The sequence below is a fragment of the Blastococcus sp. DSM 46786 genome, assembly GCF_900109665.1.
GTDB lineage: Bacteria > Actinomycetota > Actinomycetes > Mycobacteriales > Geodermatophilaceae > Blastococcus > Blastococcus carthaginiensis.
In genome coordinates this window covers 1-25,480 of sequence record NZ_FOAO01000019.1, presented here as the reverse complement: position 1 = coordinate 25,480, position 25,480 = coordinate 1, and the positions used below count along the sequence as shown (strand labels likewise).

Below are 25,480 nucleotides of genomic sequence, written 5' to 3'. Positions count from 1 at the left end.
GCCCTGAAGGGTGGCCGTTCCAGCACGTCACCGGTGGCATGCTGTGCGGCGCACGCCCGCGCCGCACGTGGAGGAACCGCCCGATGAGACAGCTGCTGCACCGGGTGGCCCCCGTGGTCGTCGCGGCGCTGGTGCTCACCGGCTGCGCCACCGGCACCGTGCGGGGGCAGGCGACACCGCCGGGCGACGGGCCGACCGACGTGACCGCCGGCGAGTTCCCCGTCACGGGGGCGGGCGACGAGCCCATCGACCAGTTCGCCCGCAACGCCCTGGCCGACCTCGACGCCTTCTGGGCGCAGGCCTACCCCGAGTACTTCGGCGAGGAGTACACGCCCCTGGCGGGCGGCTACTTCTCGGTCGACTCCGAGGCCCTCGACGAGAGCGCCTACCCCGGCACCGGGATCGGCTGCGAGGGCTCGTACACCGCACCCGAGGACGTCGCCGGCAACGCGTTCTACGACCCCGTCTGCGACGTCATCGCCTACGACCGCGCCCTGCTGCAGGAGCTGTCCGACGACTACGGCCGCTTCCTGGTGCCTGTGGTGATGGCGCACGAGTTCGGCCATGCGATGCAGGGGCGCTTCGGGTTCGCCGAGTCCGGCCGCAGCATCCAGGACGAGACCCAGGCCGACTGCCTGGCCGGGGCGTGGACGCGCTGGGTCGCCGACGGCCGGGCCGCCCACCTCTCGCTGCGCGAGCCCGAGCTCGACGACGTCGTCCGGGGGTTCCTCCTGCTCCGCGACGACGTGGGGAGCGACCCGGACGACGTCGAGGCCCACGGCTCCTACTTCGACCGGGTCTCCGCGTTCTACGACGGCTTCGAGCGCGGCCTGGGCACCTGCCGCGATGCATTCGGCGAGGACCGGCTGTTCACCGCCGCGGCCTTCACGCCCACCGACCTCGACCAGGGGAACGCCGACTTCGCCGACATCGTGGACTGGGTCGGCGCCACCCTGCCCGTCTTCTGGGGCGAGGTCTTCCCGGCGGCGTTCGGCGGGGAGTTCGAGGAGCCCGAGATCGCCGGCTTCGTCGGCAGCGCGCCGGGCTGCGACGGGCTCGACGGCCGGGACCTGGGCTACTGCGCCGACGACCGGACCGTCTACATCGACGAGACCGACCTGGCGGTGCCCGCCTACGACGAGATCGGCGACTTCGCCCTCGCCACCGCCATGGCCCTCCCCTACGCCCTGGCGGTGCGGGATCAGGCCGGTCTCCCGGTCGACGACGGCGAGGCCACCCGGTCGGCGGTCTGCCTCACCGGCTGGTACCAGGCGCAGTGGTACAACGCCGAGTTCTCCGACGTCGTCGGCGCCGAGATCAGCCCCGGCGACCTCGACGAGGCCGTCCAGTTCCTGCTGCGGTACGGCGTCGAGGACGAGGTCTTCCCCGGCACCGACGCCTCGGGCTTCGAGCTGGTCGGCGCCTTCCGGAACGGTTTCCTGGACGGCGGAGCGGCCTGCGGGATCGGGGTCTGACCCCCCGCCGTCTAGAAGAGCGCGGCGGTGAGCTGGCGGCGGGCCGTCGCGACGCGGGGGTCGGCGTCGCCGACGACCGCGAAGAGCTCCACCAGGTGCTTGCGCGCCTCGTCCCGGTCCTCTCCCCCGGTGCGGCGGACCACGTCGAGCAGCCGGTCGAAGGCCGCCTCGATGTTGCCGGTGCCCAGCAGGAAGTCGGCGGCGCGGGTCTGCGCGGCGACGTCGTCGGGCGCGGCGTCCGCGGCGGCGAGCGCATCGGGCCCCGCCTCCTCGGCCCGGCGGAACAGCTGCACCTGGCGCAGCGCGATGCCGGCGTCGGGGTGGTCGGGCTCCTCGGCGAGGATCGCCTGGTAGGCGGCCTCGGCCGCGGCCAGATCGCCGCGCTCCAGGGCGGCCTCGGCGGCGTCCAGCCGGGGGTCCTCCGCCTCCTCCTGCGGCTCGGCGCCCGGGACCGCCCCACCGGTGGTGGCCTGCACCAGCTCGGTGACGAACTGGCGGGCCTGCTCCTCGGGGATCGCCCCGGTGAACTCGGCGACCAGCTGGCCCTGCCACACCGCCTTGACGGCGGGGATGCCCTGGACGCGCAACCCCTGGGCCAGCGCGGGGTTGGCCTCGACGTCGACCTTCGCCAGCACCCAGGAGCCGCCGCCCTCGGCGGCCAGCCCCTCGAGCACCGGGGAGAGCTGCTTGCACGGCCCGCACCACTCGGCCCACAGGTCGAGCACGACCGGCACCTGGAACGACCGGTCCAGCACCTCGGCCTGGAACGTCGCCTCGGTGACGTCGACGACCGCACCCCCCGGGGCACCCGCCGGCGCGGTGGCGCTCGGCGGCGGGGCGGCCTGGGCGCGTGCTGCGGCCTCCGAGCGCGCCTTGACGGCGGCGAGGTCGACGGCGCCGGCCATGGTGGCGGCCATCTGGGCCTGCTGCGCCTGCGCGCGCGGGTCGGGACGTCCGGGGCGGGTGGGCTGCATGACCTCGATCATCCCACCGCGGGTCCGGGTGCGTCCGGGCCGGGGCTCAGCGCTCCGCCCAGACGCCCCGCTGGTTGCCGCTGGGATCCTCGAAGTGGAACCGGCGCCCGCCCGGGAACTCGTACGGGCCCTCGGCCACGCGCCCACCGGCGGCCTCCACCGCGGCGACGCTCGCGTCGAGGTCCGCGGAGAACAGCAGCACGAGCGGGGCCCGGAGGCTCCCCGAGGTGTGCCGAGGAGTGGCTCAGCGCCCGTCGGGGACGGCACGTGGCCGCGGTGCGGTCCGGAGGACCGCGATGCCACAGCTCAGAAGCGGGCGGGCTCGGTGTAGCCGCCCCACTCCGCGCGGAGGGCGTCGCAGATCTCGCCGAGGGAGGCCTCGGCGCGCACGGCGTCGAGCATCGCGGGGACCATGTTCGCCTCGGTGCGCGCCACCTCGACCATGCGCGCGACGGCCGCACGTGCGGCGTCGTCGTCCCGCTGCTGCCGGCGGCCGGCCAGCTCGGCCTTCTGCTCGACCTCCACCTGGTGGCTGACCCGCAGGATGTCCAGCTTGTCGTGGGCGTCCACCGAGCCGACCAGCGTGTTGACGCCGACGACCTTCTTGTCGCCCTTCTCCAGGGCCCGCTGGTAGACGAACGCGGCCTCGGCGATCTCGCCGGTGAACCAGCCGTCCTCGATGCCCCGCAGGATGCCCGAGGTCATCGTGCCGTCGGTGCCCATGTCGCGGATGCGGGCGAAGATCTCCTCCGCCTGGCGCTCGAGCTCGTCGGTGAGCGCCTCGACGTACCACGAGCCGCCGAGCGGGTCGGCGACGTTCATGACGCCGGTCTCCTCGGCGATCACCTGCTGGGTGCGCAGCGCGATCTGCGCGGCCTTGGCGCTGGGCAGCGCCAGCACCTCGTCGAGGGCGTTGGTGTGCAGCGACTGGGTGCCGCCGAGGACCGCGGCCAGCGCCTCCACCGCCGTCCGGGTGATGTTGTTGTCCGGCTGCTGGGCGGTGAGGCTGACGCCGGCGGTCTGGGTGTGGAAGCGCAGTTGCTGCGCCTTCTCGGTCCGGGCGCCGTAGACGTCGCGCAGCCAGCGCGCCCAGATGCGGCGGGCGGCGCGGAACTTGGCGATCTCCTCGAAGAAGTCGACGTGCGCGTCGAAGAAGAACGACAGCCCGGGGGCGAACTGCTCGATGTCCAGGCCACGGGAGAGCCCGAGCTCCACGTAGGCGAAGCCGTCGGCCAGCGTGTACGCGAGCTCCTGCGCGGCCGTCGAACCGGCCTCGCGGATGTGGTAGCCGGAGACGCTGATCGGCTTGTACGCGGGGATCTCCGCCGCGCAGTACTCCATCAGGTCGCCGATCAGGCGCAGGTGCGGCTCCGGCGGGAAGAGCCACTCCTTCTGCGCGATGTACTCCTTGAAGATGTCGGTCTGCAGCGTGCCGTTGAGCCGGCCGAGGTCGGCGCCCTGGCGTTCGGCTGCGATGAGGTACATGCAGAAGACCGGGACGGCGGGGCCGCTGATGGTCATCGACGTCGTGGTGGCCTCGAGGTCGATGCCGTCGAAGAGCACGTCCATGTCGACGGCGGTGTCCACGGCCACGCCGCAGTGCCCGACCTCCCCGAGGCTGCGCGGGTCATCGGAGTCGCGGCCCATGAGCGTGGGCATGTCGAACGCGACCGAGAGCCCGCCGCCGCCCTCGGCCAGGATCATCTTGTAGCGCTCGTTGGTCTGCTTGGCGTTGCCGAAGCCGGCGAACTGCCGGATGGTCCAGGCCCGCCCGCGGTAGCCCGTGGCGTGCAGGCCCCGGGTGAACGGGAACTCGCCCGGGTAGCCGATCCGCTCGAAGCCCTCGATGGTGCTCTCGTCGGCGGGGCCGTACACCGGGTCGACCTCCACGCCCGAGAGCGTGGTGAAGTCCGCGTCACGCACCCGCCCCGCGGCGAGCGCCGCGTCGTACCGCTGCTGCCACCGCTGCCGGGCGTCGTCGCTCATGCCGAAGATGCTAGGACGTCCAACTATCGTGTGTCGAGCGTCATGGCGCGTCGCCGGCCACGTCCCCGGCGCCCAGCCGCACCCGGCGCAGCGTCGTGAACAGCGCCTCGTGCTCCTCCTCCGCGAGCTCCCCCAGCCCGAAGTCGAGCGCGGTCAGCGCCCGCGTGCCCTCCTCGACGACGGTGCGGCCGCGGTCGGTGATCGCGGCCAGGACACCGCGACCGTCGGCGGGGTTGGGGCGGCGGTCGACGTACCCCGCGGCCACCAGCCGGTCGATGGCGTTGGTGACGCTGGTCGGGTGCACCATGAGCCGGCTGCCGATCACCTTCAGCGGCAGCTCCCCCGACCGGCTGAAGGTGAGCAGCACGAGGACCTCGTAGCGGGCGAACGTCAGCTCCAGCGGGCGCAGCACCTCGTCGAAGCGGGCGAGCAGGATCTGCTGGACGCGGAAGACCGACGTCGCCGCCCGCATCGCCGACGACGGGCCGAAGTGCTTCTCCCACTTCTCCCCGGCGCGCTCGATCGGGTCGAACGGCAGCCCCAGCGGTCGGACCATGCGCGGCACGCTACCGGGGCGCTGTTGCACCGCCGCCGCTCTTGCCCGGTGTCGACATGCCGTGGTGTCGACCCCGACCGACACCACGACAAGTCGACACAGGCCGGTACCTGTGGAAAGAGGCCGCGGCGTTCTCCTGCGACACGGCACGCTGCCGCGGTGCCGCCGACCCCTCGCAGCCCTGCCGAGCTCCACCGGAAGGTTTTCCGCGGCTCCGAGATGGTCGCCGCCGGTCAGCTGACGAAGAACGAGCTGCGCAGCCGGGCGTGGCAGCGCCTGTTCCGAGACGTGTACGTGTGCGCGTGCGTGCGGGTCACCCACCGCGTCCGCGCCAGCGCAGCGTCCTGGAAGGTGCTCCCGGGGTCGGTCGTCACGGGACGCAGCGCCGCGGTCCTCTGGGGCGTGGACGCCGCCGGCATCGACGAGGACGTCGAGCTGACCGTGCCACCCGGGCACAACGTCACCGCGGTGCGCGGTGTACGCGTGCAGCGGCGTTCCCTCGGTGCCGACGCCGTCACCGTCCGGGCCGGCGTCCGCCTCACGACGCCGGTACAGACGGCCCTCGACCTGGCACGGCACCTGCCCCGGGAGGACGCGGTCGTGCACATCGACCAGCTGGCCGGTCGCCGAGTCGTCGACCTGGCAGCCGTCCGGACGGCGGCCGGCGCGGCGACCGGTCCGGGCTGTCGCCGGGCCCGCGTCGCGGTGCACCTCGCCGACGGGTTGGCCGGCTCGCCGCAGGAGACACGGCTGCGGCTCCTCCTGCACTCCTCGCGGCTGCCTCGGCCGGTCGCGCAGCACACCGTGCGCGACGGCGACGGCTTCGTCGCACGGGTGGACTTCGCCTGGCCGGACCACCGGCTCGCGGTCGAGTACGAGGGTCGTTGGCACGGCGAGCGGCAGAACGTGGCCCGGGACCGACGACGCCTGAACCGCCTCACCGCAGCCGGCTGGACCGTCGTCTTCGTGACCGCGGAGGACCTCGCCGAACCGGTCCAGTTGATCGCCCGCATCGCCGCAGCCCTGCGGCTTGTCCACTGACTGCCGACCACGCGTGGGATCCGGGCCGCCCGACCCCACGTCCACTCGACAACGGGCGGCCCCGATCAGCGCAGCGGCGGGCGAAGCGGCGGGACGTGCCGCACACCGAACACCTCGGCCAGGGCGACGCGTGCGGCCTGGTCGCCGCAGGCACCGTGGACGGCGGGGCCGGGCGGGGTGGCCGACGACGCCAGGTAGACTCCGCGGGCCGGCGTCTTGTAGGTGTTCCAGCGCGGGACCGGCCGGGCGAGCATCTGCCAGAGGGTGGTCTGGCCGTTGGAGATGTCGCCGCCCAGGTAGGTGGGGTTCCACTGCTCCATGGCGACGGCGTTCTTGGTGTGGCGGTCGACGATCGTGTCGCGGAAGCCGGGCGCGAACCGCTCGACCTGCTGCTCGATCGCATCGGTCATGTCGACGTCGGAGCCGTGCGGCACGTGCACGTAGGCCCAGAAGATGTGCCCGCCGTCCGGGGCGCGGCTGGGGTCGGGCACGGTGGGCTGGACGGCGAGCACGTAGGGCCGGTCGGTGACCCGCCCCTCGTTGGGCGCCCGCTCCCCCGCGATCGTCTCCTCCAGGGTCCCGGCGACGTGGACGGTCCCGGCGCGGCGGACGTCGGCGTTGGCCCACGGCACCGGCTCGGAGAGGATCCAGTCGATCTTGAAGACGCCGGCGCCGTGCCGGTACCGCTGCACCCAGCGGCGGTAGCCCTCGTGCACCCGGTCCCCGGCCATCGCCACGAACGCGTCCGGCGAGGTGTCGAGCAGCACGGCGGGCACGCCCTCGAACTCGCGCAGGTCGGTGACCAGGTGGCCGGTCACCACCTCGCCGCCCTGCTCCTCCAGGGCGCTCACCATGGCGTCGGCGAGTTTCTGCGACCCGCCCTCGACCAGCGGCCACCCGACGTGGTGGGACAGCATCGCGAGCAGCATGCCGAGCGCCGAGGTCAGCGGCTGGCGCAGGTCGAGCATCCCGTGGGCCGCGGCGCCGGCGATGAGCGCCCGCCCCTCCGGGGTGCCGAAGTACCGGTGCGCCAGCCAGCGGACGTTGGGCAGGCCGGTGAGCCCGAACTTGGCGATCTGCACCGGGCTGCGCATCGGCAGGCTGCGCAGCCGGCTGGTGAGGAAGAAGTCGACGATGTCGGCGCCGTGTTCCACGAGCGGCTCGAACAGCCGGCGGTACCCGTCGGCGTCCACCCCGAGGCCGGCCGCGGTTTCTTCCAGGGAGCGGTGGGAGACCGCCGCGCGGCCGCCGTCCAGCGGGTGCGCGAAGCTGACCTCCGGGTGCACCAGGCGCACGCCCCGCGCCGGCAGGTCGAACTCGCGGAAGAAGGGCGCAGCGGCGGCCAGCGGCTGCACCGTCGAGCAGACGTCGTGGTGGAACCCGGGGCGCATGAGCTCCTCGGTGCGCATCCCGCCACCGGGCCGCTCGCCCGCCTCGACCACCTGCACCCGCAGGCCGGCGGCGGCCAGGCGGAGGGCAGCGGCCAGCCCGTTGGGCCCTGCTCCGACGACGACGGCGTCCGCCGTGCCGTTCACTGCCGTAGTCCGTTCACCCGTCCCATCCTGGCCGGTGGGCGCCCGACCTGCGCGGTCAGCGCTACAGCTGGCCGAGCAGCTCGTCGGCGGCGCGGTAGGGGTCGGTCCCGCCGCCCACCACCGCGTCGGCCAGCGTGCCCAGCGCCGCCGAGCCGCGCACGTCCCCCATCCGCTCCCGCAGCGTGGCCAGCGCGATCGCCTCGATCTCGCGGGCGGCCCGCTCGCTGCGCCGGCGGTGCCCCTCACCCGAGGACTCCAGCCACTGCCGGTGCTCCTCGATCCGCGCCAGCACCTCGTCGACGCCGTTGTCCGTGTCGCGGGCGGCGACCGTGCGGCAGATCGGCGGGCGCCAGTGACCCGCCTCGGAGTGCCGGCCACCGAGGGAGAGCATGTAGCGCAGATCGCGCACCGTCTGGTCGGCGCCGTCCCGGTCGGCCTTGTTCACGACGAAGACGTCGGCGACCTCGAGGATCCCGGCCTTGGCCGCCTGGATGCCGTCGCCCATGCCGGGGGCGACCAGCACGAGCGTGGTGTCGGCGAGCGAGGCGATCTCGAGCTCCGACTGCCCGACGCCGACCGTCTCGATCAGCACCACGTCGCAGCCGGCCGCGTCGAGCACCCGCAGCGCCTGGGGCGTGGCCCAGGAGAGCCCACCGAGGTGACCGCGGGAGGCCATCGACCGGATGAACACGCCGCTGTCCCCGGCGTGGTCCTGCATGCGCACGCGGTCGCCGAGCAGGGCACCCCCGGAGAAGGGCGAGGACGGGTCGACGGCCAGGACCCCGACCCGCTTGCCCGCCTGCCGCAGGGCGCGCACCAGCGCGGTCGTCGACGTCGACTTGCCGACACCCGGTGAACCGGTGAGGCCGATGACCTGGGCGCCGCCGGTGTGCGGCGCCAGCGCCGCCGCCACCTCGCGCAGCGCCGGGCTGGCGTCCTCCACCAGCGAGATCAGCCGGGCCACCGACCGCGCGTCACCCTCGCGGGCGCCCGCGACGAGCGCCGGGACGTCGGCGGACCGCCGGGAGCGACGGGTGGGCGCTTGCCCCCGAGGGGGCCCCGAATCCGGCGACCGGACTGCGGTCCCCTCTGTCGTCACGCCTTCGCGGGCACGTGCAGGATCAGCGCGTCGCCCTGACCGCCGCCGCCGCAGAGCGCCGCGGCACCGACGCCACCACCGCGGCGGCGCAGCTCGAGCGCGAGGTCCAGGACGATCCGGGCGCCGCTCATGCCGATCGGGTGCCCCAGGGCGATGGCGCCGCCGTTGGGGTTCACCTTCTCCGGGTCGACGCCGAGCTCGCGGGTGGAGACGATGCCGACCGCGGCGAAGGCCTCGTTCAGCTCGACCAGGTCGAGGGACTTCGGGTCGATGCCCTCGCGCTCGCAGGCCTTCTGGATCGCCCGCGACGGCTGGCTCTGCAGCGTGGCATCCGGGCCGGCGACGACGCCGTGGGCACCGATCTCGGCGATGACCGTGCAGCCCAGCTCGGCAGCCTTCTCGGCGCTCATCACCACGACGGCGCAGGCGCCGTCGGAGATCTGCGAGGCGGTGCCGGCGGTGATCGTGCCGTCCTTGGCGAAGGCGGGCTTCAGCTTCGAGAGGCTCTCGGCGGTGGTGTCGGGGCGGATGCCCTCGTCCTCGCGGAACTCGATCGGGTCGCCCTTGCGCTGCGGGATGAGGACGGGGGTGATCTCCTCGTCGAAGATCCCGTCCTTGGCGGCGCGCGCGGCCTTCTGGTGGCTCGCGGCGGCGAACTCGTCCTGCTCCTCGCGGGTCAGGTCGTAGCGGCTGTTGGCCTGCTCGGTGAGCGCGCCCATCGCCACCTGGTCGAAGGTGTCCGACAGCCCGTCGTGGGCCATCGAGTCGATCAGCGCGGTGTCGCCGTACTTGGTGCCGGTGCGCGAGCCCGCCAGCAGGTGCGGCGCCTGGGTCATCGATTCCATGCCACCGGCGACGACGACGTCGTACTCGCCCGCGCGGATGAGCTGGTCGGCGAGCGCGATGGCGTTCATGCCGGAGAGGCAGACCTTGTTGATGGTCAGCGACGGGACCGACATCGGGATGCCGCCGGCCACCGCGGCCGGGCGGGCGGGGTTCTGGCCGGCCCCTGCCTGGATGACCTGGCCCATGATCACGTAGTCGACCTGGTCGCCGGAGATGCCGGCCCGCTCGAGCGCGGCCTTGATGGCGACACCCCCGAGGTCGGCCGCGGAGAAGTCCTTCAGCGAGCCGAGGAGCCGGCCCATCGGGGTACGGGCGCCGCTGACGATGACCGAGCGGGACATGCTGCCTCCAGTGCCGGGCCGCCGCCGGTGGCGACCACGTTGTCGGGACGCACCGCGACGGCGATACCGGCGCGGCGTCGGGCCTTCCGGGAAGGATAGGACGGTCGCCCGACACGCGGCAGGGCCGGACGAGTGGCCGAGGTCACGCCGTGGGGGTGAGGCCTGCCACACCGACCTGTCGTCTCAGACGTCTTGACGGCACTATGCCTGGCGTGAGCAACGACGCCGAGCGCCCCGGGCTGCCCGAGGGCCTGCTGACGACCATCGACCACGTGGGCATCGCCGTCCCGGACCTGGACGAGGCGATCGCCTTCTACGCCCGGGCCTTCGGGGTGCACTCGGTGCACGAGGAGACCAACGAGGAGCAGGGCGTCCGCGAGGCGATGCTCGCCGTCGGCACCGGTGAGACCCGGATCCAGCTGCTCGCGCCGCTGACCCCGGAGTCCACCATCGCCAAGTTCATCGGCCGCTCGGGGCCCGGCCTGCAGCAGCTCGCCTTCCGGGTCGACGACGTCGAGGCGGTCAGCGCGACGCTGCGCGAGCGCGGCCTGCGGCTGCTCTACGACACGCCCAGGCGCGGCACGTCGGACAGCCGGGTGAACTTCGTCCACCCCAAAGACGCCGGCGGCGTCCTGGTCGAGCTCGTCGAGCCGGCCGCGGGCACCGCGCACTGACCACCCCGACCCGCGCGGTTACCCACCGGTAACCTCTCCGCACCCGCACCTGCACCGCCCTCCGAGCCGGCCGACACGGCCACCGACGACCCAGGAGTTCGCGTGAACGAGATCAGGGACGCCATCCTCGCCGACCAGCTGGACGCCCTCGGCGGCCTGGCCGTGCCGGAGTCCTACCGCGCCGTGCTGGTCCGCAAGGACGAGCAGGACATGTTCGTGGGCCTGCCCACCAAGGAGAAGGACCCGCGCAAGTCCCTCCACGTCGAGGAGGTCCCGACCCCGGAGCTCGGCCCGGGCGAGGCGATCGTGGCCGTCATGGCCTCCTCGGTGAACTACAACACCGTCTGGACGTCGATCTTCGAGCCGGTCTCCACCTTCGGCTTCCTCGAGCGCTACGGCCGCGTCTCCGAGCTCACCAAGCGGCACGACCTGCCCTACCACGTGGTCGGCTCGGACCTCGCCGGCGTCGTGCTGCGCGTGGGCCCCGGGGTCAACAAGTGGAAGCCGGGCGACGAGGTCGTCGCGCACTGCCTCTCGGTGGAGCTCGAGGACCCGGCCGGCCACGACGACACGATGATGGACCCGCAGCAGCGCATCTGGGGCTTCGAGACCAACTTCGGCGGCCTCGCGGAGCTGGCGCTGGTCAAGAGCAACCAGCTCATGCCCAAGCCCGCCCACCTCACGTGGGAGGAGGCCGCGAGCCCGGGCCTGGTCAACTCGACCGCCTACCGCCAGCTTGTGAGCAAGAACGGCGCCAACATGAAGCAGGGCGACACCGTGCTCATCTGGGGCGCCTCGGGCGGCCTGGGCTCGTACGCCACCCAGATGGCGCTCAACGGCGGCGCGATCCCGGTGTGCGTGGTGAGCAGCCCCGAGAAGGCCGAGATCGTCCGCAAGATGGGCGCCGAACTGGTCATCGACCGCTCGGCCGAGGGCTACCAGTTCTGGAAGGACGACGACACCCAGGACCCCAAGGAGTGGCAGCGCCTCGGCAAGAAGATCCGTGAGCTCACCGGCGGCGAGGACGTCGACATCGTCTTCGAGCACCCCGGCCGGGAGACCTTCGGCGCCAGCGTCTACGTGGCCAAGAAGGGCGGCACGATCATCACCTGCGCCTCGACCACTGGCTACCTGCACGAGTACGACAACCGGTACCTCTGGATGAACCTCAAGAAGATCCTGAGCTCGCACTTCGCCAACTACAAGGAGGCGTGGGAGGCCAACCGGCTCATCGACAAGGGCCTCATCCACCCGACGCTGTCGAAGGTCTACCCGATGGAGGAGGTCGGCCAGGCCGCCCTCGACGTCCACCGCAACGCCCACCAGGGCAAGGTCGGCGTCCTGACCCTCGCCCCCGAGGAGGGGCTCGGCGTCAAGGACGCCGAGAAGCGCGAGAAGCACATCGAGGCGATCAACCGGTTCCGCGGCGTGTAGAAGGACCCTCCTGCCCCCCACCGCGCGCACGCTCGCGGCGGGGCCTGCAGGAGGGCCGTTCCAGCACGGCGCCCGGGGCCGGGCCGCGGCTGCGGTCCGGCCCCTGCGCGCGTCGCCCGGCGTGTCGTCTGGGACGCCCGGTGCATCTGGGGCGGACCACGCCCGGGACGGTGACGGGCCCCAGCCCTTCTGCGAGGATGGAACCCATGAGCGACCCCCGCCGTGACATGCCGGTGCACGAGGCGCAGCACTCGTTCGACGTGGTCCTGCGGGGGTACGACCGCAGCCAGGTCGCCGACACGATCGAGCGGCTCGAGGCTGACTTCCGCATCGCCCTCGCCGACCGTGACGCCGCCGTCGCGCGCTCCTCCGACCTGGCCAGCCAGCTGTCGGCGCTCCACGGCGAGATCGAGTCGCTCCGCCGCAAGGCCGCGACCGCCGCCGCACCCACGTTCGAGAACATCAGCGAGCGCATCCAGCACATGCTGCAGCTGGCCGAGGAGGAGGCGGGGGAGATCCGCCGCGCCGCCGAGGCCGACGCGATGGCCGTGCGCGAGCAGACCGCCGCCGAGGAGCGGGCGCTGCTGGAGCGCCACGCCGCCGGGCAGGCGGAGGTCGAGCGGATGATCGCCGAGGCGCGGCAGAGCGCCGAGCAGATCGCGCAGAAGGCCCAGCAGCGCGCCGACGAGCTGGTCGCCAAGGCCCAGGAGCGGGTCGCCCGGCTCGACGCCGAGTCGCAGGCCCGTCGCGCCAAGGTCGAGGAGGACTTCGACATCGCGCAGCGCGCCCGCCGAGCCGAGGCGGCGCGGGTCGAGGAGGAGCGCGAGCGCGTCTCCACCCAGGCCGCGCGCCAGCGCATCGCCGCCGCGGAGCAGCACGCAGCAGGGCTCGTCGCCGAGGCCGAGGCCCGCGCCGAGGCCATCCGGGAGGTCCGCGACGAGCTCACCAGCCGGCTGGTGCAGGCCCGGCGCCTGCTGGACAACCTGCCCGACCTGGGCGACCGCCCGCAGCAGCCCCGCGAGGACGCCGACGCCGGGCGGCGCCCGCAGCCCACCGCCCGCACCACCGAGTCGGCCCGGCAGCAGACCACGGCCCCGCAGTCGGCACCCCAGCCGCCGGGGGCGCAGCCGACCACCGCTCCGCAGCCGGCCCAGGCCGCGCAGTCGGAGCGCGCGGAGGCGCCGGCACCCACCCGTCAGGCTCCCGCCCCGGTCGCCGGGCCGCAGACGGGGCAGCAGCCGGTCGTGCAGGCCGCCCGGGGCGAGGGCGAGGCCGCCGCGGCCCGCCAGCCCACCCGCGCCGAGCCGGTGACCGCCACCTTCCCCGCGGTCCAGCGTGCCGAGCCGACCACCCGGGCGCTGCCCCTGCCGCCACGCCCGACGGGCAGCGGCGCGACCTCGACGGAGCAGCCCGACCACGCGGTCGCTGCGACCGGGAACCCGGCCACCGACTCCGTCGACCAGCCGGTCCGGGCCCAGGGCTGAGGCCCGTGGCCCACCGGCCTCGCTAGCCGCGGGCCGAGCCGTCCACGGACGCCGGGGAGGAGGTGCGGTGCCGACCCGCAGCGCGCGGCACCGCCCCCGGCACCGCGCCGTGGGGCCGCTCCGCGCGGCTCTCGGCGACCGCCGCGCGCCGTTCGTCCTCGTGGGGGCGCTCGTCGCGGTGCTGGTCGCGGCGGCAGCGACCCTGGTGACGGGGCCGGAGCGGCCTGCCCCGTCCAGCGCCCCGACGGCGACCACCGTCCCCGGAACCGGCAGCGCGCCCCGGACCGGCGCCACCGCCCCGCCCGCCGCAGCGGCCCTGCTGGACTGGGCCGACCGCGAACTGCCTCCCGGCACGCAGCTGCGCGCCGAGGGGGACGTGCGCGACGACCTGAGCGCCGCCGGTGCAGGCGACGAGCTGCTGGCGACCGGCCGGTCCACTGGCCCGGACGACCTCGTCCTCACGGTGACCGACGGCTCCGCAGAGCCCGGCGGCCGGGTGGTCGCCCGCTTCGACGAACTCGTCCTGGGCGACCCCTCCCCCGGCACCCCGACGCAGGAGCACCTCGAACGGCGGCGGGCGCTGGCCGAGGCGGTGCTGGCCAACCCCACGGCGCGGGCCGGGGAGCAGGCCGCCGCGGTGCTGCGATCGGCCGACGTGGACATGCGGCTGCTGTCCCTCCTGGCGGTGCTCACCGCCCGGGAGGGCGTCGGCGTGGCGTCGTTCCCGCGCGTCGAGGGGGCCGAGGGGCCGGCGCGCACCGTGCTGATCGATGCCGTGGGCAGCGCACCGGTCGGCGCCGGGAAAGCAGCCACCGCGAGACTGCGCACCTGGCTGGAGGCCCAGCTCCCGCCGTTCGCACCCGACCGCGTCGAAGTGGTGGAGGAGGGCGTCCTGCTCTCCTACCGCTACGCGTCCGACCCTGACGCGCTCGTCGCCGAAGGGACCCCGTGACGCCCGGTTGGACAGAAGACGCGTGGAGTGGCCGAATGGAGCCGAGGGCCTCTTCCCGGTCCGATCCCGAACTCCTGGAGCCACTGTGGACCGGTTGATCCGTCTGCTGTCCGTCGCCGCGCTCGGTGCCGGTTTCCTCCTCGTCGCCCCCACCGGCGCGGGGGCCGCCGTCGAGGACGCCGGGCTCTTGCGCCTGGCGCACCTCTCACCGGACACCCCGGCGGTCGACGTCTACGTCGACTCGGTCGCCGACCCGGGGGACGGGACGGCGCTGCTCACCGTGCCCGGTGTCGGTTACGGAACCATCTCCGACTACCAGGACGTGCCGGCGGGTGTCTACACGGTGAGCATGCGGCAGGCCGGCGCCGACCCGTCCGCTCCGGCGGTCCTGTCGACCACCGTGGAGATCGGCGACGGCGACGTGCGCACCGTCGCCGGGGTCGGGCCCTTCGCCGATCTGGGCCTGGAGGTGCTCGAGGACGACCTCACGCTCGCGCCGTCCGGCCAGGCCCGCGTGCGGATCATCTCCGCCGCCGCCTCGGCGCTGACGCTGGACGCCGCCGTCGGCGGCACGGACCTCGCCACCGACCTGGCGTTCGCCGAGGCCGGCGACTACGCCACCGTGGCCGGCGATGCCGGATCGTTGCAGCTGACGGTGGACGGCGAGCCCACCGAACTGCCGCTGGAGCTGGCACCCGGCTCCGTGTACAGCCTGTTCGTCCTCGACGAGCCAGGGGGCGGGCTGACCGTGCGCCCGGTCCTGGACGCCGCAGGCCCGGGCGTGGTCCCGACCGGCGGTGTGGAGGCGGGAGCCGGCGGGGCGGCGGGGGCCGGAGGTCCGCTCCCCGCCCTCGTGGCCGGCGCCGCGGGTCTGACGCTCCTCACCGGCCTGCTGCTGGCTGCGTGGTCGCGCCGCGACCCGTCCCGGCACGCCGCCGGTTCCTGAGGCGGGTCCGGTGGGCTCCCACCGCCGGCCGCGACGGTCCGTACCGACGCTGCTGCGGCTGCTCGCCGGCACCGCGCTGGTCGCTGGCACGGTCGCACTGGTGTCCCCCGACGCGGACCCTCCGGCGGCGGAGGTCATCGCGGACTCACCGGCCCCCCTGGTGGCCGGGTACGGCACCGCGGTCACGGCGGCATCGCCGGTCCGGGTGCGACTCCCGGCGATCGGCGTGGACAGCCCGCTGGTCGAACTCGGCGTCGACGGCGTCGGCGCCCTGGAGCCGCCCGCGGACCACACCCGCGCCGGCTGGTTCGCCGGGGGGCCGGCCCCCGGTGCCGTCGGGCCGTCCGTGATCGCCGGGCACGTCGACTCCCGGGACGGGCCCGCCGTGTTCTTCCGGTTGGACGAACTGGTGGCCGGCGACGAGGTGCTGGTGGACCAGGCCGACGGCACGACGGTGCGCTTCACCGTGACCGGTGCCGAACGGTTCCCGAAGGACCGGTTCCCGACCCGGGAGGTCTACGGCCCGACACCCCGGGCCGAGCTCCGGCTGATCACCTGCGGCGGGGAGTTCGATGCCGCGACGGGCAGCTACCGGGACAACGTCGTCGTCTGGGCCCGTCTCGCGACGTGAGGGAACGGCCTCCTGCAGGGGCCCGGTGCGAGCGGTGGGGGCAGGAGGCGCTTCGTCAACGCCGGCGCTCGCGCGAACGCCAGCACGCCGTGTGCCAGTGCCGCCGCCGGTCGGCCGCCGAGTCGACGTCCCACGGGTCCAGGCCGGAGTCCCGCACGTAGGCGGGCCAGACCACCACGTGCGGTGTCCCGGTGCGGATCTCCTGGTCGCAGCCCGGGCAGCGGTAGGTCTTGCCGGTGGCGGCACCGGTGATCGGCCGCACGACCCAGTCGCCGTCGGCGGCCTCCTCGACCGGGTCGGCGCGCCGGACCGGCTCCCGACCACCAGGTCGGGAACCGGCCCGGGGGCGGCGACGGGGCACGCGTCAGCGGCCGGCGTAGTCCCGGAACCCGCGGCCGGTCTTGCGGCCCAGGTAGCCGGCGGTGACCAGGTGCTCCAGCAGGGGCGCCGGCGCGAAGCCCGGCTCGCGGAACTCGGTGTAGAGCTCCTTCTCGATCGCCAGCGAGACGTCGAGGCCCACGACGTCCAGCAGCTCGAACGGCCCCATCGGGTAGCCGCAGCCGACCTTCATGGCGGCGTCGATGTCGTCGGAGGTGGCGTAGTGCGCCTCCAGCATCTTCACCGCGTCGTTCAGGTACGGGAAGAGCAGCGCGTTGACGATGAAGCCGGCGCGGTCGGTGCAGGAGACGGCGTGCTTGCCCAGCTGCGCCGACACGGCGTGGACGGTGGCGGCGACGTCGGGCGCGGTCGAGATCGTCGAGACGACCTCGACGAGCTTCATGACCTGCGCCGGGTTGAAGAAGTGCATGCCCACGACGTCGGCCGGGCGGCCGCTGGCCTTGGCGCACTCGATGACCGGCAGGCTCGAGGTGGTGGTGGCGAGCACCGCCCCCGGCTTGGCGATCTCGCCGAGGTTGGCGAACAGCGCCTCCTTGACCGGGAGCGACTCCACGACGGCCTCGATGACCAGGTCGCGGTCGGCGAGGTCGTCCAGCGACGTGGTGCCGGAGACCCGGCCGAGGATCTCATCCTTGGCCGCTTCGTCGAGACGGCCGCGGACGACCTGCTTGTCCAGGGACTTGGTGAGCGCCGTGGTGACGCCCTCGACCTTCTCGGGCGAGCGGGCGACGAAGCGCACGTCGTAGCCGCCCTTGGCGGCGACCTCGATGATGCCGGTGGCCATCGTGCCCGAGCCGACGACGCCGACGGTCCGCACCTCGCGGGCGCCGGCCGCGGCACCGCCCGGGGTGGGGGTCTGCGCATCGGCGACGACCTCGGCCGAGCCCGGTTCGGCGTAGGTGTAGAAGCCGCGCCCGGACTTCCGGCCCAGCAGCCCGGCGGTCATCATCTGCTTGATCACGGGGCTGGGCGCGTGCAGCCGGTTCCGCGACTGCTTGTACATCGTGTCGAGGATCTCGTAGGCGGTGTCGATGCCGATGAGATCCATGAGCGACAGCGGACCCATGGGCAGCCCGCAGCCCAGACGCATCGCGGCGTCGATGTCCTCGCGCGAGGCGTAACGGTTCTCGTACATGGAGACCGCGTGGTTGAGGTAGCCGAAGAGCAGGGCGTTGGCGATGAAGCCGGCCTTGTCGCCGATGGTCACGTCGACCTTGCCCAGGCGGTCGGCGAGCGCCTCGACGGTCTCGACGACCTCGGGCTCGGTGACGACGGTGCGGACCACCTCGACCAGCTTCATGACCGGCGCGGGGTTGAAGAAGTGCATCCCGATGACCTTGCTCGGCCGGCCGGTGACCACCGACAGCTCGGTCACCGACAGGCTGGAGGTGTTGGTCGCCAGGATCGTGTCCGGCGGGCAGATCTTGTCCAGCTTGGCGAAGACGTCGGCCTTCAGCTCCATGCGCTCGGGGATGGCCTCGATGACCAGCTCCGCGTTCGCCAGGTCCTCCAGCGAGGTGGAGAAGCGGATCCGCTCGAAGATCGCGTCCCGGTCGGCGGGGTCGAGCTTGCCGCGGGCGACCGCCCGGTCGGTCGACTGCTCCACGTGACCCCGGCCGCGCGCCAGCGCGTCCTCACCGGTCTCCACGGCGGTGACCGACAGCCCCGCCCGCGCGAGCACCTCCGTGATGCCGGCACCCATGGTGCCCAGCCCCACGACGCCGACCTCGTTCAGTTCCCTGGCCACGTTGCCATCTCCCATCGCCGGTGATCGCGGGGAAGTCTCTCACCCCGGCCGCCCGGGGCCGCAGGGGCTACCGGCAGGTAGCCACGGCACCGTCCGGAGGCCCGCCCCGGGCGAGCGGAGGGTGGAGGGACGGCGTCCGCTCAGAAGAGACGCTGGGTCGGGTCGTCCGTGCCCTTGAGCACGGCGTAGTCGACGGTCACGCAGTCGATGCCGCGGTCCTGGGCCAGCACGCGCGCCTGCGGCTTGATCTCCTGGGCTGCGAACACGCCCTTGACCGGGGCCAGCAGCGGGTCGCGGTTGAGCAGCTCGAGGTACCGCGTCAGCTGCTCGACCCCGTCGATCTCGCCCCGGCGCTTGATCTCCACCGCCACGACTCCCCCGTCGGCGTCCCGGCAGAGCAGGTCCACCGGGCCGATGGCCGTCGGGTACTCCCGCCGTACCAGCGACCAGCCCTCCCCGAAGGTCTCCACGTGCAGGGCCAGCAGGCGCTGCAGCTCGGCCTCGACGCCGTCCTTCTGCAACCCGGGGTCGACCCCGAGGTCGTGGGCGTGGTCGTGCAGCACCTCCTCGATGCTGATGATCAGCTGCTCGCCGGCCTTGTTCGTCACCGTCCACGTGCCCGAACCGTCGGTGAGCGCCTCGTCGAGACGGCACGGCGGGCTCATCCAGTTCAGCGGCTTGTAGGCGCGGTCGTCGGCGTGCACCGACACCGAGCCGTCGGCCTTGACCAGCAGGAGACGGGTCGCCATCGGCAGGTGGGCGGTGAGCCGACCGACGTAGTCGACGGAGCAGCGGGCGATGACCAGACGCACGGGCGCCGACGCTACCGCGCCGCGACCGGAGGCCGGGCCGGCACCGTGTTCCGGAAAGGTGCCGGTGCGGAAACGGGGTCGTCCGGGCCGCCGGCGCCCCAGAACGGGCGGGTGAGCGCAACGGCGGCGACCGGCACCCCGCACGCGGACCGGCTGGCCGGGCGGGGATCGCCGTGAGCGTGGACGACGCGGGCGCTGGCTACGCCAGCCTCCGGCACGTCCTGCGGCTGGACCCCGACGTCATCGAGCTCGACATCGGGCTGGCCATGGGGCTGCACACCGACCCGGCCTGCCAGGCCATGACCTCGGCCCCGGGGAACCTCCCGGCCACCCCGACCCGTCGTCAAGGGTATGAGCACCCGTCCCCTGCGCGCCGCCACCCTCCTGGTCCTGGCCCTGCTGCTCGCCGCCTGCGCCGACGCGGCCGGTGGCGGCGGCACGCCCGCTGCAGACCCGTCGCCCCCGGCCGCGGAGGACGCCACCGTCGTGCTCCAGGTCAGCGAGGTCGGCGGCTTCACCACGCCGGCCCTGCTCGCCGGACGAGTGCCCTCCGCGACGCTCTACGCCGACGGCCGGCTCATCACCGACGGTCCGGTGATCGCCATCTGGCCGGCCCCCGCCCTGCCGAACCTGCAGGTGTACCGGCTGGGTGACGGCGGGGTGCGCGACCTCGTCGAGCGCGCGGTCGCCGCCGGCGTGACGGAGACCGGCGACCTGGGCACCCCGCCGGTCGCCGACGTGACCAGCACCCGCTTCACCGTCCGAACCGGCGGCGAGACGGTGACCCGCGAGGTGTACGCCCTCGGCATGGGCCCGGCGCCCGAGCGGGAGCAGGACGGCGGTCTCCCCACCGGGGTCGACACCGGGATCACCGAGGAGCAGGCGGCCGCGCGCGCCCGGCTGGCGGAGCTGGCCGAGGCGCTGCGCGATCCGGTCGCCGCCCTGGGTGCCGACCGGGTGTCCGGGCCCGAGCCGTACGAGCCCGAGGCGGTCGCCGCGGTGGTGGGCCCCTACGTCGAGGTGGACCCCGCCCAGCCGGAGCTGCCGTGGCCGGGGCCGGAGCTGCCGGGTGAGCCCATCGCACCGGGGACGACGTGCGTCACGGCCACCGGGGAGCAGGCCCAGGCGGTGCTCGAGGCCGCCGCCGAGGGCAACGCGGCCACCCCGTGGGTCGGCGACGACGGGGCGCGGTGGTCGGTGGTGCTCCGGCCGCTGCTGCCGCACGAGTCCGGCTGCGCCGACCTGACCGAGGGATGAGCGACGGGCCCGGACCTCCTGCGAGGTCCGGGCCCGTCGCGGCCGGCCGCCTACGCGGTGGCGGGCCTCGCAGGTCGGTGGCGACGCCGGCGCGCTCCTGGACCGGGTCGGCGCCACTGCCCGTCACCGGCACGACCCTGCTCGTGCGGCCGGACGTCGCACTGGCCTCGGAGTGCGAACCCTGGACCCGCAGACGTACGGCAAGGACTTCGCCGTCGTCGTGGAAGGGGTGCTGCAGCGGCTGTCGGCCACCGACGCGCAGCTGGAGGTGGAGCTGGAGATCTCGGCGACCACGGCCGATGGCTTCGGCGACGACGTCGTCCGCACCGTCTCGGAGAACGCCGGCACCCTCCGCTTCGAGCAGTCCGGCTTCGAGACCGACTGATCGACGTCCACCGAAGTAGGGAAAACGGAGAAAAACTAGTTCTCACATCTTCTTCTAAGTGAGAATAAGGTCGGCTCGTGTTCTCGCCTCCCACGCCCTCCTGGCCTACCGTCACGTGGCGCGACGTGACCTGGCGGCCGAGCGTGCCACCCGACGCCGTTCCGCGGTCGGTTCGGCAACGGCACTCCGGCCCCTACCGTGCGGCGATCGTCCCGCGGATCGCGACGTCGACACTGACGGTCGACGGTGCAACCGCCGCGCTGGCGGACGAGGCATCTCGCGAGGTCACCCGCTTCGATGCGCAACTGGGCGGTGAGGTCGCCCCGTTCGCGTCGGTACTACTGCGCAGCGAATCGGCTTCCTCATCGCAGATCGAGCAGCTCACCGCCGGCGCCAAGGCCATCGCTGTGGCCGAGCTGGGCAACGGCACGACCCGTAACGCAGTCTCGGTCGTCGGCAACGTCAGGGCGATGAGAGCCGCACTCGACCTGGCCGGCGAGCTGGACCCGACTTCCATCCTGGCCATGCATGCGGCCCTGCTCGAGGAGGTCGAACCCGCCATCGCCGGCCGGTGGCGCACCGAGCAGGTGTGGATCGGCGGGAGCTCCTACGGACCCCACGGCGCGGCATTCGTCCCGCCGGTCGCCGACGACGTTCCCGACCTCATCGACGATCTGATCGCCTTCGCCCGGCGGGACGACATCCCCCCGCTGGTGCTCGCTGCCCTCGTCCATGCCCAGTTCGAGACCATCCACCCCTTTCCCGACGGCAACGGGCGGACGGGTCGGGCGCTGATCCACGCCCTGCTTCGCCGGTACGAGTTGACTCGGGCGGTCACCGTCCCGGTGTCCGCCGGGCTGCTCACCGACGTGGACGGCTACTTCGCAGCGCTCACCGCTTACCGGGAGGGCGATCCGACCGGCATCGTCGCGGCGCTGGCCAACGGCGCACTGGAGGCCATCGTCAATGCCCGGCAGCTGGTGGCCGACCTGCACCAGGTGCGCGCCCGGTGGGACGACGTCGTGGTCGCCCGCCGCGACGCCGCCGCCTGGCGGGTCGCCGATCTCCTCCTCCGCCATCCGGTGATCGACGCCGCCACCATCGCCCGGGACGTGGGCGTCGCACCGAGCAACGCGCTTCGTGCTCTAGAACCGCTGCTCGCCGCTGGCGTGGTCACCGAGTTCTCCGGCCGGGCGCGCAACCGGCTGTGGCAGGCCCGCGAGGTGCTGGCTGCCGTGGACGCCTTCGCGGCCCGGGCCGGCCGTCGTCGCCCGGGTAGCTGACCCGGCCGCAATGCCCGTCGGCGGACGACGGGACACCGGCCCCTCAGTCCGTCCAGACCGGCTTCCGCTTCTCCAGGAAGGAAGCCATGCCCTCGCGCGCTCCCGGCAACTGGCTGGCCGCGGCCATGACCTCGATCGCGGTGGTGTAGGCGTCGCGCTCGGGCCGGTCCAGCTGCGCGTACATCGTCTGCTTGCCCCACCCCTTGCTGGCCCGCGAGCCCCGCGTGGCCCGCTCCACGAGCCCGTCGACGGCGGCGTCGAGCTCGGCGTCGGGCGCCACGCGGTTGACCAGCCCCCAGTCCAGCGCCGTCGCCGCGTCGATGACGTCGCCGGTCAGCGCGAGCTCCATCGCCCGCTTGCGGCCGACGTTGCGGGCGATGGCCACCATGGGCGTGTGGCAGAACCAGCCGCCCTTCCCGCCGGGTGCGGCGAACCCCGCGGACTCCGCCGCGACGGCCAGGTCGCACGAGGCCACCAGCTGGCAGCCGGCGGCCGTGGCCAGGGCGTGCACGCGTGCCACGACGACCTGCGGCACGTCCTGGACGGTCTGCATCAGCTCGGTGCACAGCTGCAGCAGGCTGCGCACCTCGGGCAGCGAGGCCCCGGCGACGTCGGCGAAGTCGTGACCGGCGCTGAACACCGGCCCCTCCGCGCCCAGCACGATGCCGGCGGCGTCGCTCTCCCCCGCCTCGGTGACGGCGGCGAGCAGCTGCGTCAGGTGTTCGCGGGAGAGCGCGTTGCGCTTCGCCGCGCGCGTCATCGTGATGCGGACGACGTCGCCGTCGCGCTCGACCCGGGGTGCTCCGTCAGCCATGCCCCGACGCTAGAGGAGATCCGCGGGCGGGACACCCGCGGATCTCCTCCGGTCACGCCGGGGCGGGGACCTGCTCCCGCGGGTGGGCGGGGAGGCCGTTGGCCTCGCGGACCACGTCGACCACCTGGCCCATGATGTCGTTCAGCCCGAAGTCCTTGGGCGTGAACACCCGGGCGACGCCCTGCTCGCGCAGCCGCCGCGCGTCGCTGTCGGGGATGATCCCGCCGACCACGACCGGGACGTCGTCCATCCCGGCCTCCCGGAGCCCCTGCAGGACCGCCGGCACCACCTGCAGGTGCGAGCCGGAGAGCACCGACAGGCCGACCACGTGCACGTCCTCCTCGACGGCGGCGCTCACGATCTGGGCCGGGGTCAGCCGGATGCCCTGGTAGATCACCTCGAACCCGGCGTCGCGGGCGCGCACCGCGATCTGCTCGGCGCCGTTGGAGTGGCCGTCGAGCCCCGGCTTGCCGACCAGGAAGCGCAGCCGTCCGCCCAGCTCCTCCCCGGTGGCCCGCACGCGCTCGCGGACCTCGGTGAGCGTCTCGTCGGCCTCTCCGCCACCGGTGGCGGCGGCGACGCCCGTGGGGGCCCGGTACTCGCCGAAGACCTCCCGCAGCACGCCGGACCACTCGCCCGTCGTCACCCCGGCGCGCGCGCACTCGAGGGTGGCGGGCATGAGGTTCACGTCGCTGCCCGCGGCTTCCCGGAGGGCGTCGAGCGCGCGGTCGGCGGCCGCCTGGTCTCGCTCGGCCCGCCACGTCCGCACCGCCTCCTGGGCCGCGGCCTCGACGGCCGGGTCGACCACCATGATCGCGGTGTCCAGGTCGGCGGTGAGCGGGTTGGGCTCGGTGGTGTCGAACTTGTTGACCCCGACGACGACGTCCTCGCCGCTCTCCATCCGGCGCCGGCGCTCGGCCAGCGAGGCCACCAGCTCGCCCTTCATGTAGCCGGACTCGACCGCGGCCACGGCGCCGCCCATCTCCTGCACGCGGGCGATCTCGGCGCGGGCGCCCTCGACGAGCTCGGCGACCTTCTTCTCCACGACGACCGAGCCGGTGAACAGGTCGTCGTACTCGAGCAGGTCGGTCTCGTAGGCGAGCACCTGCTGCAGGCGCAGCGACCACTGCTGGTCCCACGGCCGGGGCAGGCCGAGGGCCTCGTTCCACGCCGGCAGCTGGACGGCGCGGGCGCGGGCGTCCTTGGAGAGGGTGACGGCGAGCATCTCCAGCACGATGCGCTGGACGTTGTTCTCCGGCTGCGCCTCGGTGAGGCCCAGCGAGTTGACCTGCACGCCGTAGCGGAAGCGGCGGTGCTTGGGGTCCTCGACGCCGTAGCGCTCCTTCGTCAGCTCGTCCCAGAGCTGGGTGAAGGCCCGCATCTTGCACATCTCCTCGACGAAGCGGACCCCCGCGTTGACGAAGAAGGAGATGCGCGCGACCACCTCGCCGAAGCGCTCCTGGGGCACCTGGCCGGAGTCGCGGACCGAGTCCAGGACCGCGATCGCGGTGCTCATCGCGTAGGCGATCTCCTGCACCGGGGTCGCCCCGGCCTCCTGCAGGTGGTAGCTGCAGATGTTGGTCGGGTTCCACTTCGGCATGGCCGTCACCGTGTAGGCGACCATGTCGGTGATCAGCCGCATCGAGGGCGCCGGCGGGAAGACGTAGGTCCCCCGCGACAGGTACTCCTTGATGATGTCGTTCTGCGTCGTCCCGGCCAGCTTCGAGACGTCGTGCCCGTGCTCCTCCGCGACCGCCTGGTAGAGCGCGAGCAGCCACATGGCGGTGGCGTTGATCGTCATCGACGTGTTCATCTCGTCGAGCGGGATGCCGTCGAAGAGCGCCCGCATGTCCCCGATGTGCGTGACGGGCACGCCGACCTTCCCGACCTCCCCGCGGGCGAGCTCGTCGTCGGGGTCGTAGCCGGTCTGCGTCGGCAGGTCGAAGGCGACCGAGAGACCGGTCTGACCCTTCGCCAGGTTGCGGCGGTAGAGGGCGTTGGACTCGGCCGGCGAGGAGTGGCCGGCGTAGGTGCGCATGACCCAGGGGCGGTCACGCTCGTCCGGCGTCTGCGGGAACGGCATACCGGCGGAGTGTAGGGCGGTTACCGGCCGGTAGCAGCCCCGCCGGGAAGAGTGTGCGGTGGGACACTCGAGAAAGGGTGAACCCGGAGGGAGGAGGGCCGTGGCGGTCGCGGACAGCCTGCTGCACGCCGGGGGGCCGGTCATCGCCGTGGCGGCGTTCGCGCTGGTGGCGCTGTTCACCCGGTGGGCCTTCGGCAGCGACCTTTCCCGCGACCGCCGGCACCGCGGGCTCGTCGATGACGGGCTGCTCACCCACGTGGCGACGCTGAGCCGCCGCGAGTCGGCCCTGGCGTTCCGGGCGGTGCTCTCCGACGCGGGGATCCGCTCCACCCTGCGCTTCCCGGCCGCCCACCGCGCCGAGGTGCTGGTCTTCCCGGAGGACGCCGACCGCGCGCGGCAGCTGGCCGCCTCGTTCGGCGGCGGCTCCTAGGGCATGTCTCCTAACCGCTTGAGCCAGAGGGTGACCGCGCGCAGGACTGCTGCGGCCCGGTAGACGACGGCGAGCTTGTCGTAGCGGGTGGCCAGGGAGCGCCACTGCTTGTCCTCGTTGAAGGCGCGTTCGACGACGTTGCGTCCGCGGTAGCGCTCTGCGTCGAAGGCCGGTGGTCGTCCTCCGCGGCTGCCCCGACGTATGCGGTGGCCCTTCTGGTCATCCCGTTCGGGGATGCAGGCGCCGATGCCACGCTCGCGCAGCTGGGTGCGGATCGCGCGTGAGGAGTAGGCCTT

25 protein-coding genes are annotated in these 25,480 nt (G+C 73.7%); 12 read left to right on the top strand and 13 right to left on the bottom strand.

The genetic code is table 11. The features are described from left to right. Positions 1-83 precede the first annotated feature (83 nt). Complete coding sequence (locus BMW62_RS16790) at positions 84-1,475, top strand: neutral zinc metallopeptidase (RefSeq protein WP_091933183.1); 1,392 nt, start codon at positions 84-86, stop codon at positions 1,473-1,475. 11 nt (positions 1,476-1,486) lie between these two features. Here the strand turns inward: BMW62_RS16790 and BMW62_RS16785 are convergent, their stop codons facing one another. The 4 genes from BMW62_RS16785 to BMW62_RS16770 form a co-directional block, all read right to left on the bottom strand. Continuing rightward, on the bottom strand, positions 1,487-2,449 hold the full coding sequence (locus tag BMW62_RS16785) for a tetratricopeptide repeat protein (protein ID WP_170852437.1): 963 nt from the start codon (positions 2,447-2,449) through the stop codon (positions 1,487-1,489). 46 nt (positions 2,450-2,495) lie between these two features. Then, complete coding sequence (locus tag BMW62_RS16780; protein WP_211435172.1) at positions 2,496-2,651, bottom strand: VOC family protein; 156 nt, start codon at positions 2,649-2,651, stop codon at positions 2,496-2,498. A gap of 104 nt (positions 2,652-2,755) precedes the next feature. Beyond that, positions 2,756-4,435, bottom strand: a complete 1,680-nt coding sequence (locus BMW62_RS16775; RefSeq protein WP_091933180.1) for an acyl-CoA mutase large subunit family protein — start codon at positions 4,433-4,435, stop codon at positions 2,756-2,758. Between the two features lie 40 nt (positions 4,436-4,475). Further along, positions 4,476-4,991, bottom strand: coding sequence for a MarR family winged helix-turn-helix transcriptional regulator (locus BMW62_RS16770; RefSeq protein WP_091933177.1), 516 nt, complete (start codon positions 4,989-4,991; stop codon positions 4,476-4,478). A gap of 159 nt (positions 4,992-5,150) precedes the next feature. Between BMW62_RS16770 and BMW62_RS16765 the strand changes: the two genes are divergently transcribed. Then, positions 5,151-6,032, top strand: a complete 882-nt coding sequence (locus BMW62_RS16765; RefSeq protein ID WP_091933174.1) for a DUF559 domain-containing protein — start codon at positions 5,151-5,153, stop codon at positions 6,030-6,032. Between the two features lie 65 nt (positions 6,033-6,097). Here the strand turns inward: BMW62_RS16765 and BMW62_RS16760 are convergent, their stop codons facing one another. From BMW62_RS16760 to BMW62_RS16750, 3 genes are all read right to left on the bottom strand, one after another. After that, positions 6,098-7,567, bottom strand: a complete 1,470-nt coding sequence (locus BMW62_RS16760; protein ID WP_091933172.1) for a phytoene desaturase family protein — start codon at positions 7,565-7,567, stop codon at positions 6,098-6,100. 61 nt (positions 7,568-7,628) lie between these two features. Next, on the bottom strand, positions 7,629-8,666 hold the full coding sequence (gene meaB / locus BMW62_RS16755) for a methylmalonyl Co-A mutase-associated GTPase MeaB (protein WP_211435171.1): 1,038 nt from the start codon (positions 8,664-8,666) through the stop codon (positions 7,629-7,631). Further along, entirely contained in the window at positions 8,663-9,853 is a 1,191-nt protein-coding gene (locus BMW62_RS16750) for an acetyl-CoA C-acetyltransferase (protein ID WP_091933167.1), read from the bottom strand. Before BMW62_RS16750 ends, meaB begins: the two co-directional genes overlap by 4 nt. Before the next feature lie 212 nt (positions 9,854-10,065). On the opposite strand from BMW62_RS16750, the gene mce reads away from it, so the two are divergent. From mce to BMW62_RS16720, 6 genes are all read left to right on the top strand, one after another. After that, positions 10,066-10,527: a methylmalonyl-CoA epimerase gene (gene mce, locus BMW62_RS16745; protein ID WP_244524102.1), complete on the top strand. Its 462-nt coding sequence runs from the start codon at positions 10,066-10,068 to the stop codon at positions 10,525-10,527. A 102-nt stretch (positions 10,528-10,629) separates the two neighbouring features. After that, entirely contained in the window at positions 10,630-11,961 is a 1,332-nt protein-coding gene (gene ccrA / locus BMW62_RS16740) for a crotonyl-CoA carboxylase/reductase (protein ID WP_091933161.1), read from the top strand. A gap of 206 nt (positions 11,962-12,167) precedes the next feature. Next, entirely contained in the window at positions 12,168-13,445 is a 1,278-nt protein-coding gene (locus BMW62_RS16735) for a DivIVA domain-containing protein (RefSeq protein ID WP_091933158.1), read from the top strand. Between the two features lie 67 nt (positions 13,446-13,512). Further along, positions 13,513-14,397 carry a hypothetical protein gene (locus tag BMW62_RS16730; RefSeq protein WP_091933155.1) on the top strand — a complete coding sequence of 295 codons (885 nt, stop codon included), beginning with the start codon at positions 13,513-13,515 and terminating at the stop codon, positions 14,395-14,397. A gap of 85 nt (positions 14,398-14,482) precedes the next feature. Continuing rightward, positions 14,483-15,343 carry a DUF4397 domain-containing protein gene (locus BMW62_RS16725; protein WP_244524101.1) on the top strand — a complete coding sequence of 287 codons (861 nt, stop codon included), beginning with the start codon at positions 14,483-14,485 and terminating at the stop codon, positions 15,341-15,343. A 10-nt stretch (positions 15,344-15,353) separates the two neighbouring features. Beyond that, positions 15,354-15,974, top strand: a complete 621-nt coding sequence (locus tag BMW62_RS16720) for a class F sortase (RefSeq protein WP_091933152.1) — start codon at positions 15,354-15,356, stop codon at positions 15,972-15,974. Between the two features lie 55 nt (positions 15,975-16,029). On the opposite strand, the gene BMW62_RS16715 is transcribed toward BMW62_RS16720, so the two are convergent. The 3 genes from BMW62_RS16715 to nucS all read right to left on the bottom strand — a co-directional run bounded on the left by BMW62_RS16715 (position 16,030) and on the right by nucS (position 18,932). Further along, the gene (locus BMW62_RS16715) at positions 16,030-16,335 is read right to left on the bottom strand and encodes a hypothetical protein (RefSeq protein ID WP_091933149.1); all 306 of its coding nucleotides are present in this window, start codon (positions 16,333-16,335) and stop codon (positions 16,030-16,032) included. A gap of 3 nt (positions 16,336-16,338) precedes the next feature. After that, positions 16,339-18,120: a 3-hydroxyacyl-CoA dehydrogenase family protein gene (locus BMW62_RS16710; protein ID WP_091933146.1), complete on the bottom strand. Its 1,782-nt coding sequence runs from the start codon at positions 18,118-18,120 to the stop codon at positions 16,339-16,341. Between the two features lie 140 nt (positions 18,121-18,260). Next, positions 18,261-18,932, bottom strand: a complete 672-nt coding sequence (nucS, locus tag BMW62_RS16705) for an endonuclease NucS (protein ID WP_091933143.1) — start codon at positions 18,930-18,932, stop codon at positions 18,261-18,263. 351 nt (positions 18,933-19,283) lie between these two features. On the opposite strand from nucS, the gene BMW62_RS16695 reads away from it, so the two are divergent. The 3 genes from BMW62_RS16695 to BMW62_RS16685 all read left to right on the top strand — a co-directional run bounded on the left by BMW62_RS16695 (position 19,284) and on the right by BMW62_RS16685 (position 21,857). Beyond that, complete coding sequence (locus BMW62_RS16695; RefSeq protein ID WP_091933140.1) at positions 19,284-20,189, top strand: hypothetical protein; 906 nt, start codon at positions 19,284-19,286, stop codon at positions 20,187-20,189. Between the two features lie 172 nt (positions 20,190-20,361). Beyond that, complete coding sequence (locus tag BMW62_RS16690) at positions 20,362-20,574, top strand: hypothetical protein (RefSeq protein ID WP_091933138.1); 213 nt, start codon at positions 20,362-20,364, stop codon at positions 20,572-20,574. 125 nt (positions 20,575-20,699) lie between these two features. Further along, positions 20,700-21,857 (top strand): Fic family protein, encoded by a 1,158-nt coding sequence (locus tag BMW62_RS16685; RefSeq protein ID WP_211435168.1) that lies wholly within the window; start codon positions 20,700-20,702, stop codon positions 21,855-21,857. Positions 21,858-21,900: 43 nt separating this feature from the next. On the opposite strand, the gene BMW62_RS16680 is transcribed toward BMW62_RS16685, so the two are convergent. Both BMW62_RS16680 and BMW62_RS16675 read right to left on the bottom strand, forming a co-directional pair. Next, a complete protein-coding gene (locus tag BMW62_RS16680) occupies positions 21,901-22,671 on the bottom strand; it encodes an enoyl-CoA hydratase-related protein (protein WP_091933132.1) in 771 nt (256 codons plus the stop codon). A gap of 52 nt (positions 22,672-22,723) precedes the next feature. Next, positions 22,724-24,754 (bottom strand): protein meaA, encoded by a 2,031-nt coding sequence (locus BMW62_RS16675; RefSeq protein WP_091933130.1) that lies wholly within the window; start codon positions 24,752-24,754, stop codon positions 22,724-22,726. A 100-nt stretch (positions 24,755-24,854) separates the two neighbouring features. On the opposite strand from BMW62_RS16675, the gene BMW62_RS16670 reads away from it, so the two are divergent. Then, positions 24,855-25,184: a hypothetical protein gene (locus BMW62_RS16670; RefSeq protein ID WP_091933127.1), complete on the top strand. Its 330-nt coding sequence runs from the start codon at positions 24,855-24,857 to the stop codon at positions 25,182-25,184. Here BMW62_RS16670 and BMW62_RS16665 read toward each other — a convergent pair. Further along, a partial coding sequence (locus BMW62_RS16665) for a transposase (RefSeq protein ID WP_139206297.1) occupies positions 25,181-25,480 on the bottom strand: 300 nt, incomplete at its 5' end. The genes BMW62_RS16670 and BMW62_RS16665 overlap by 4 nt on opposite strands.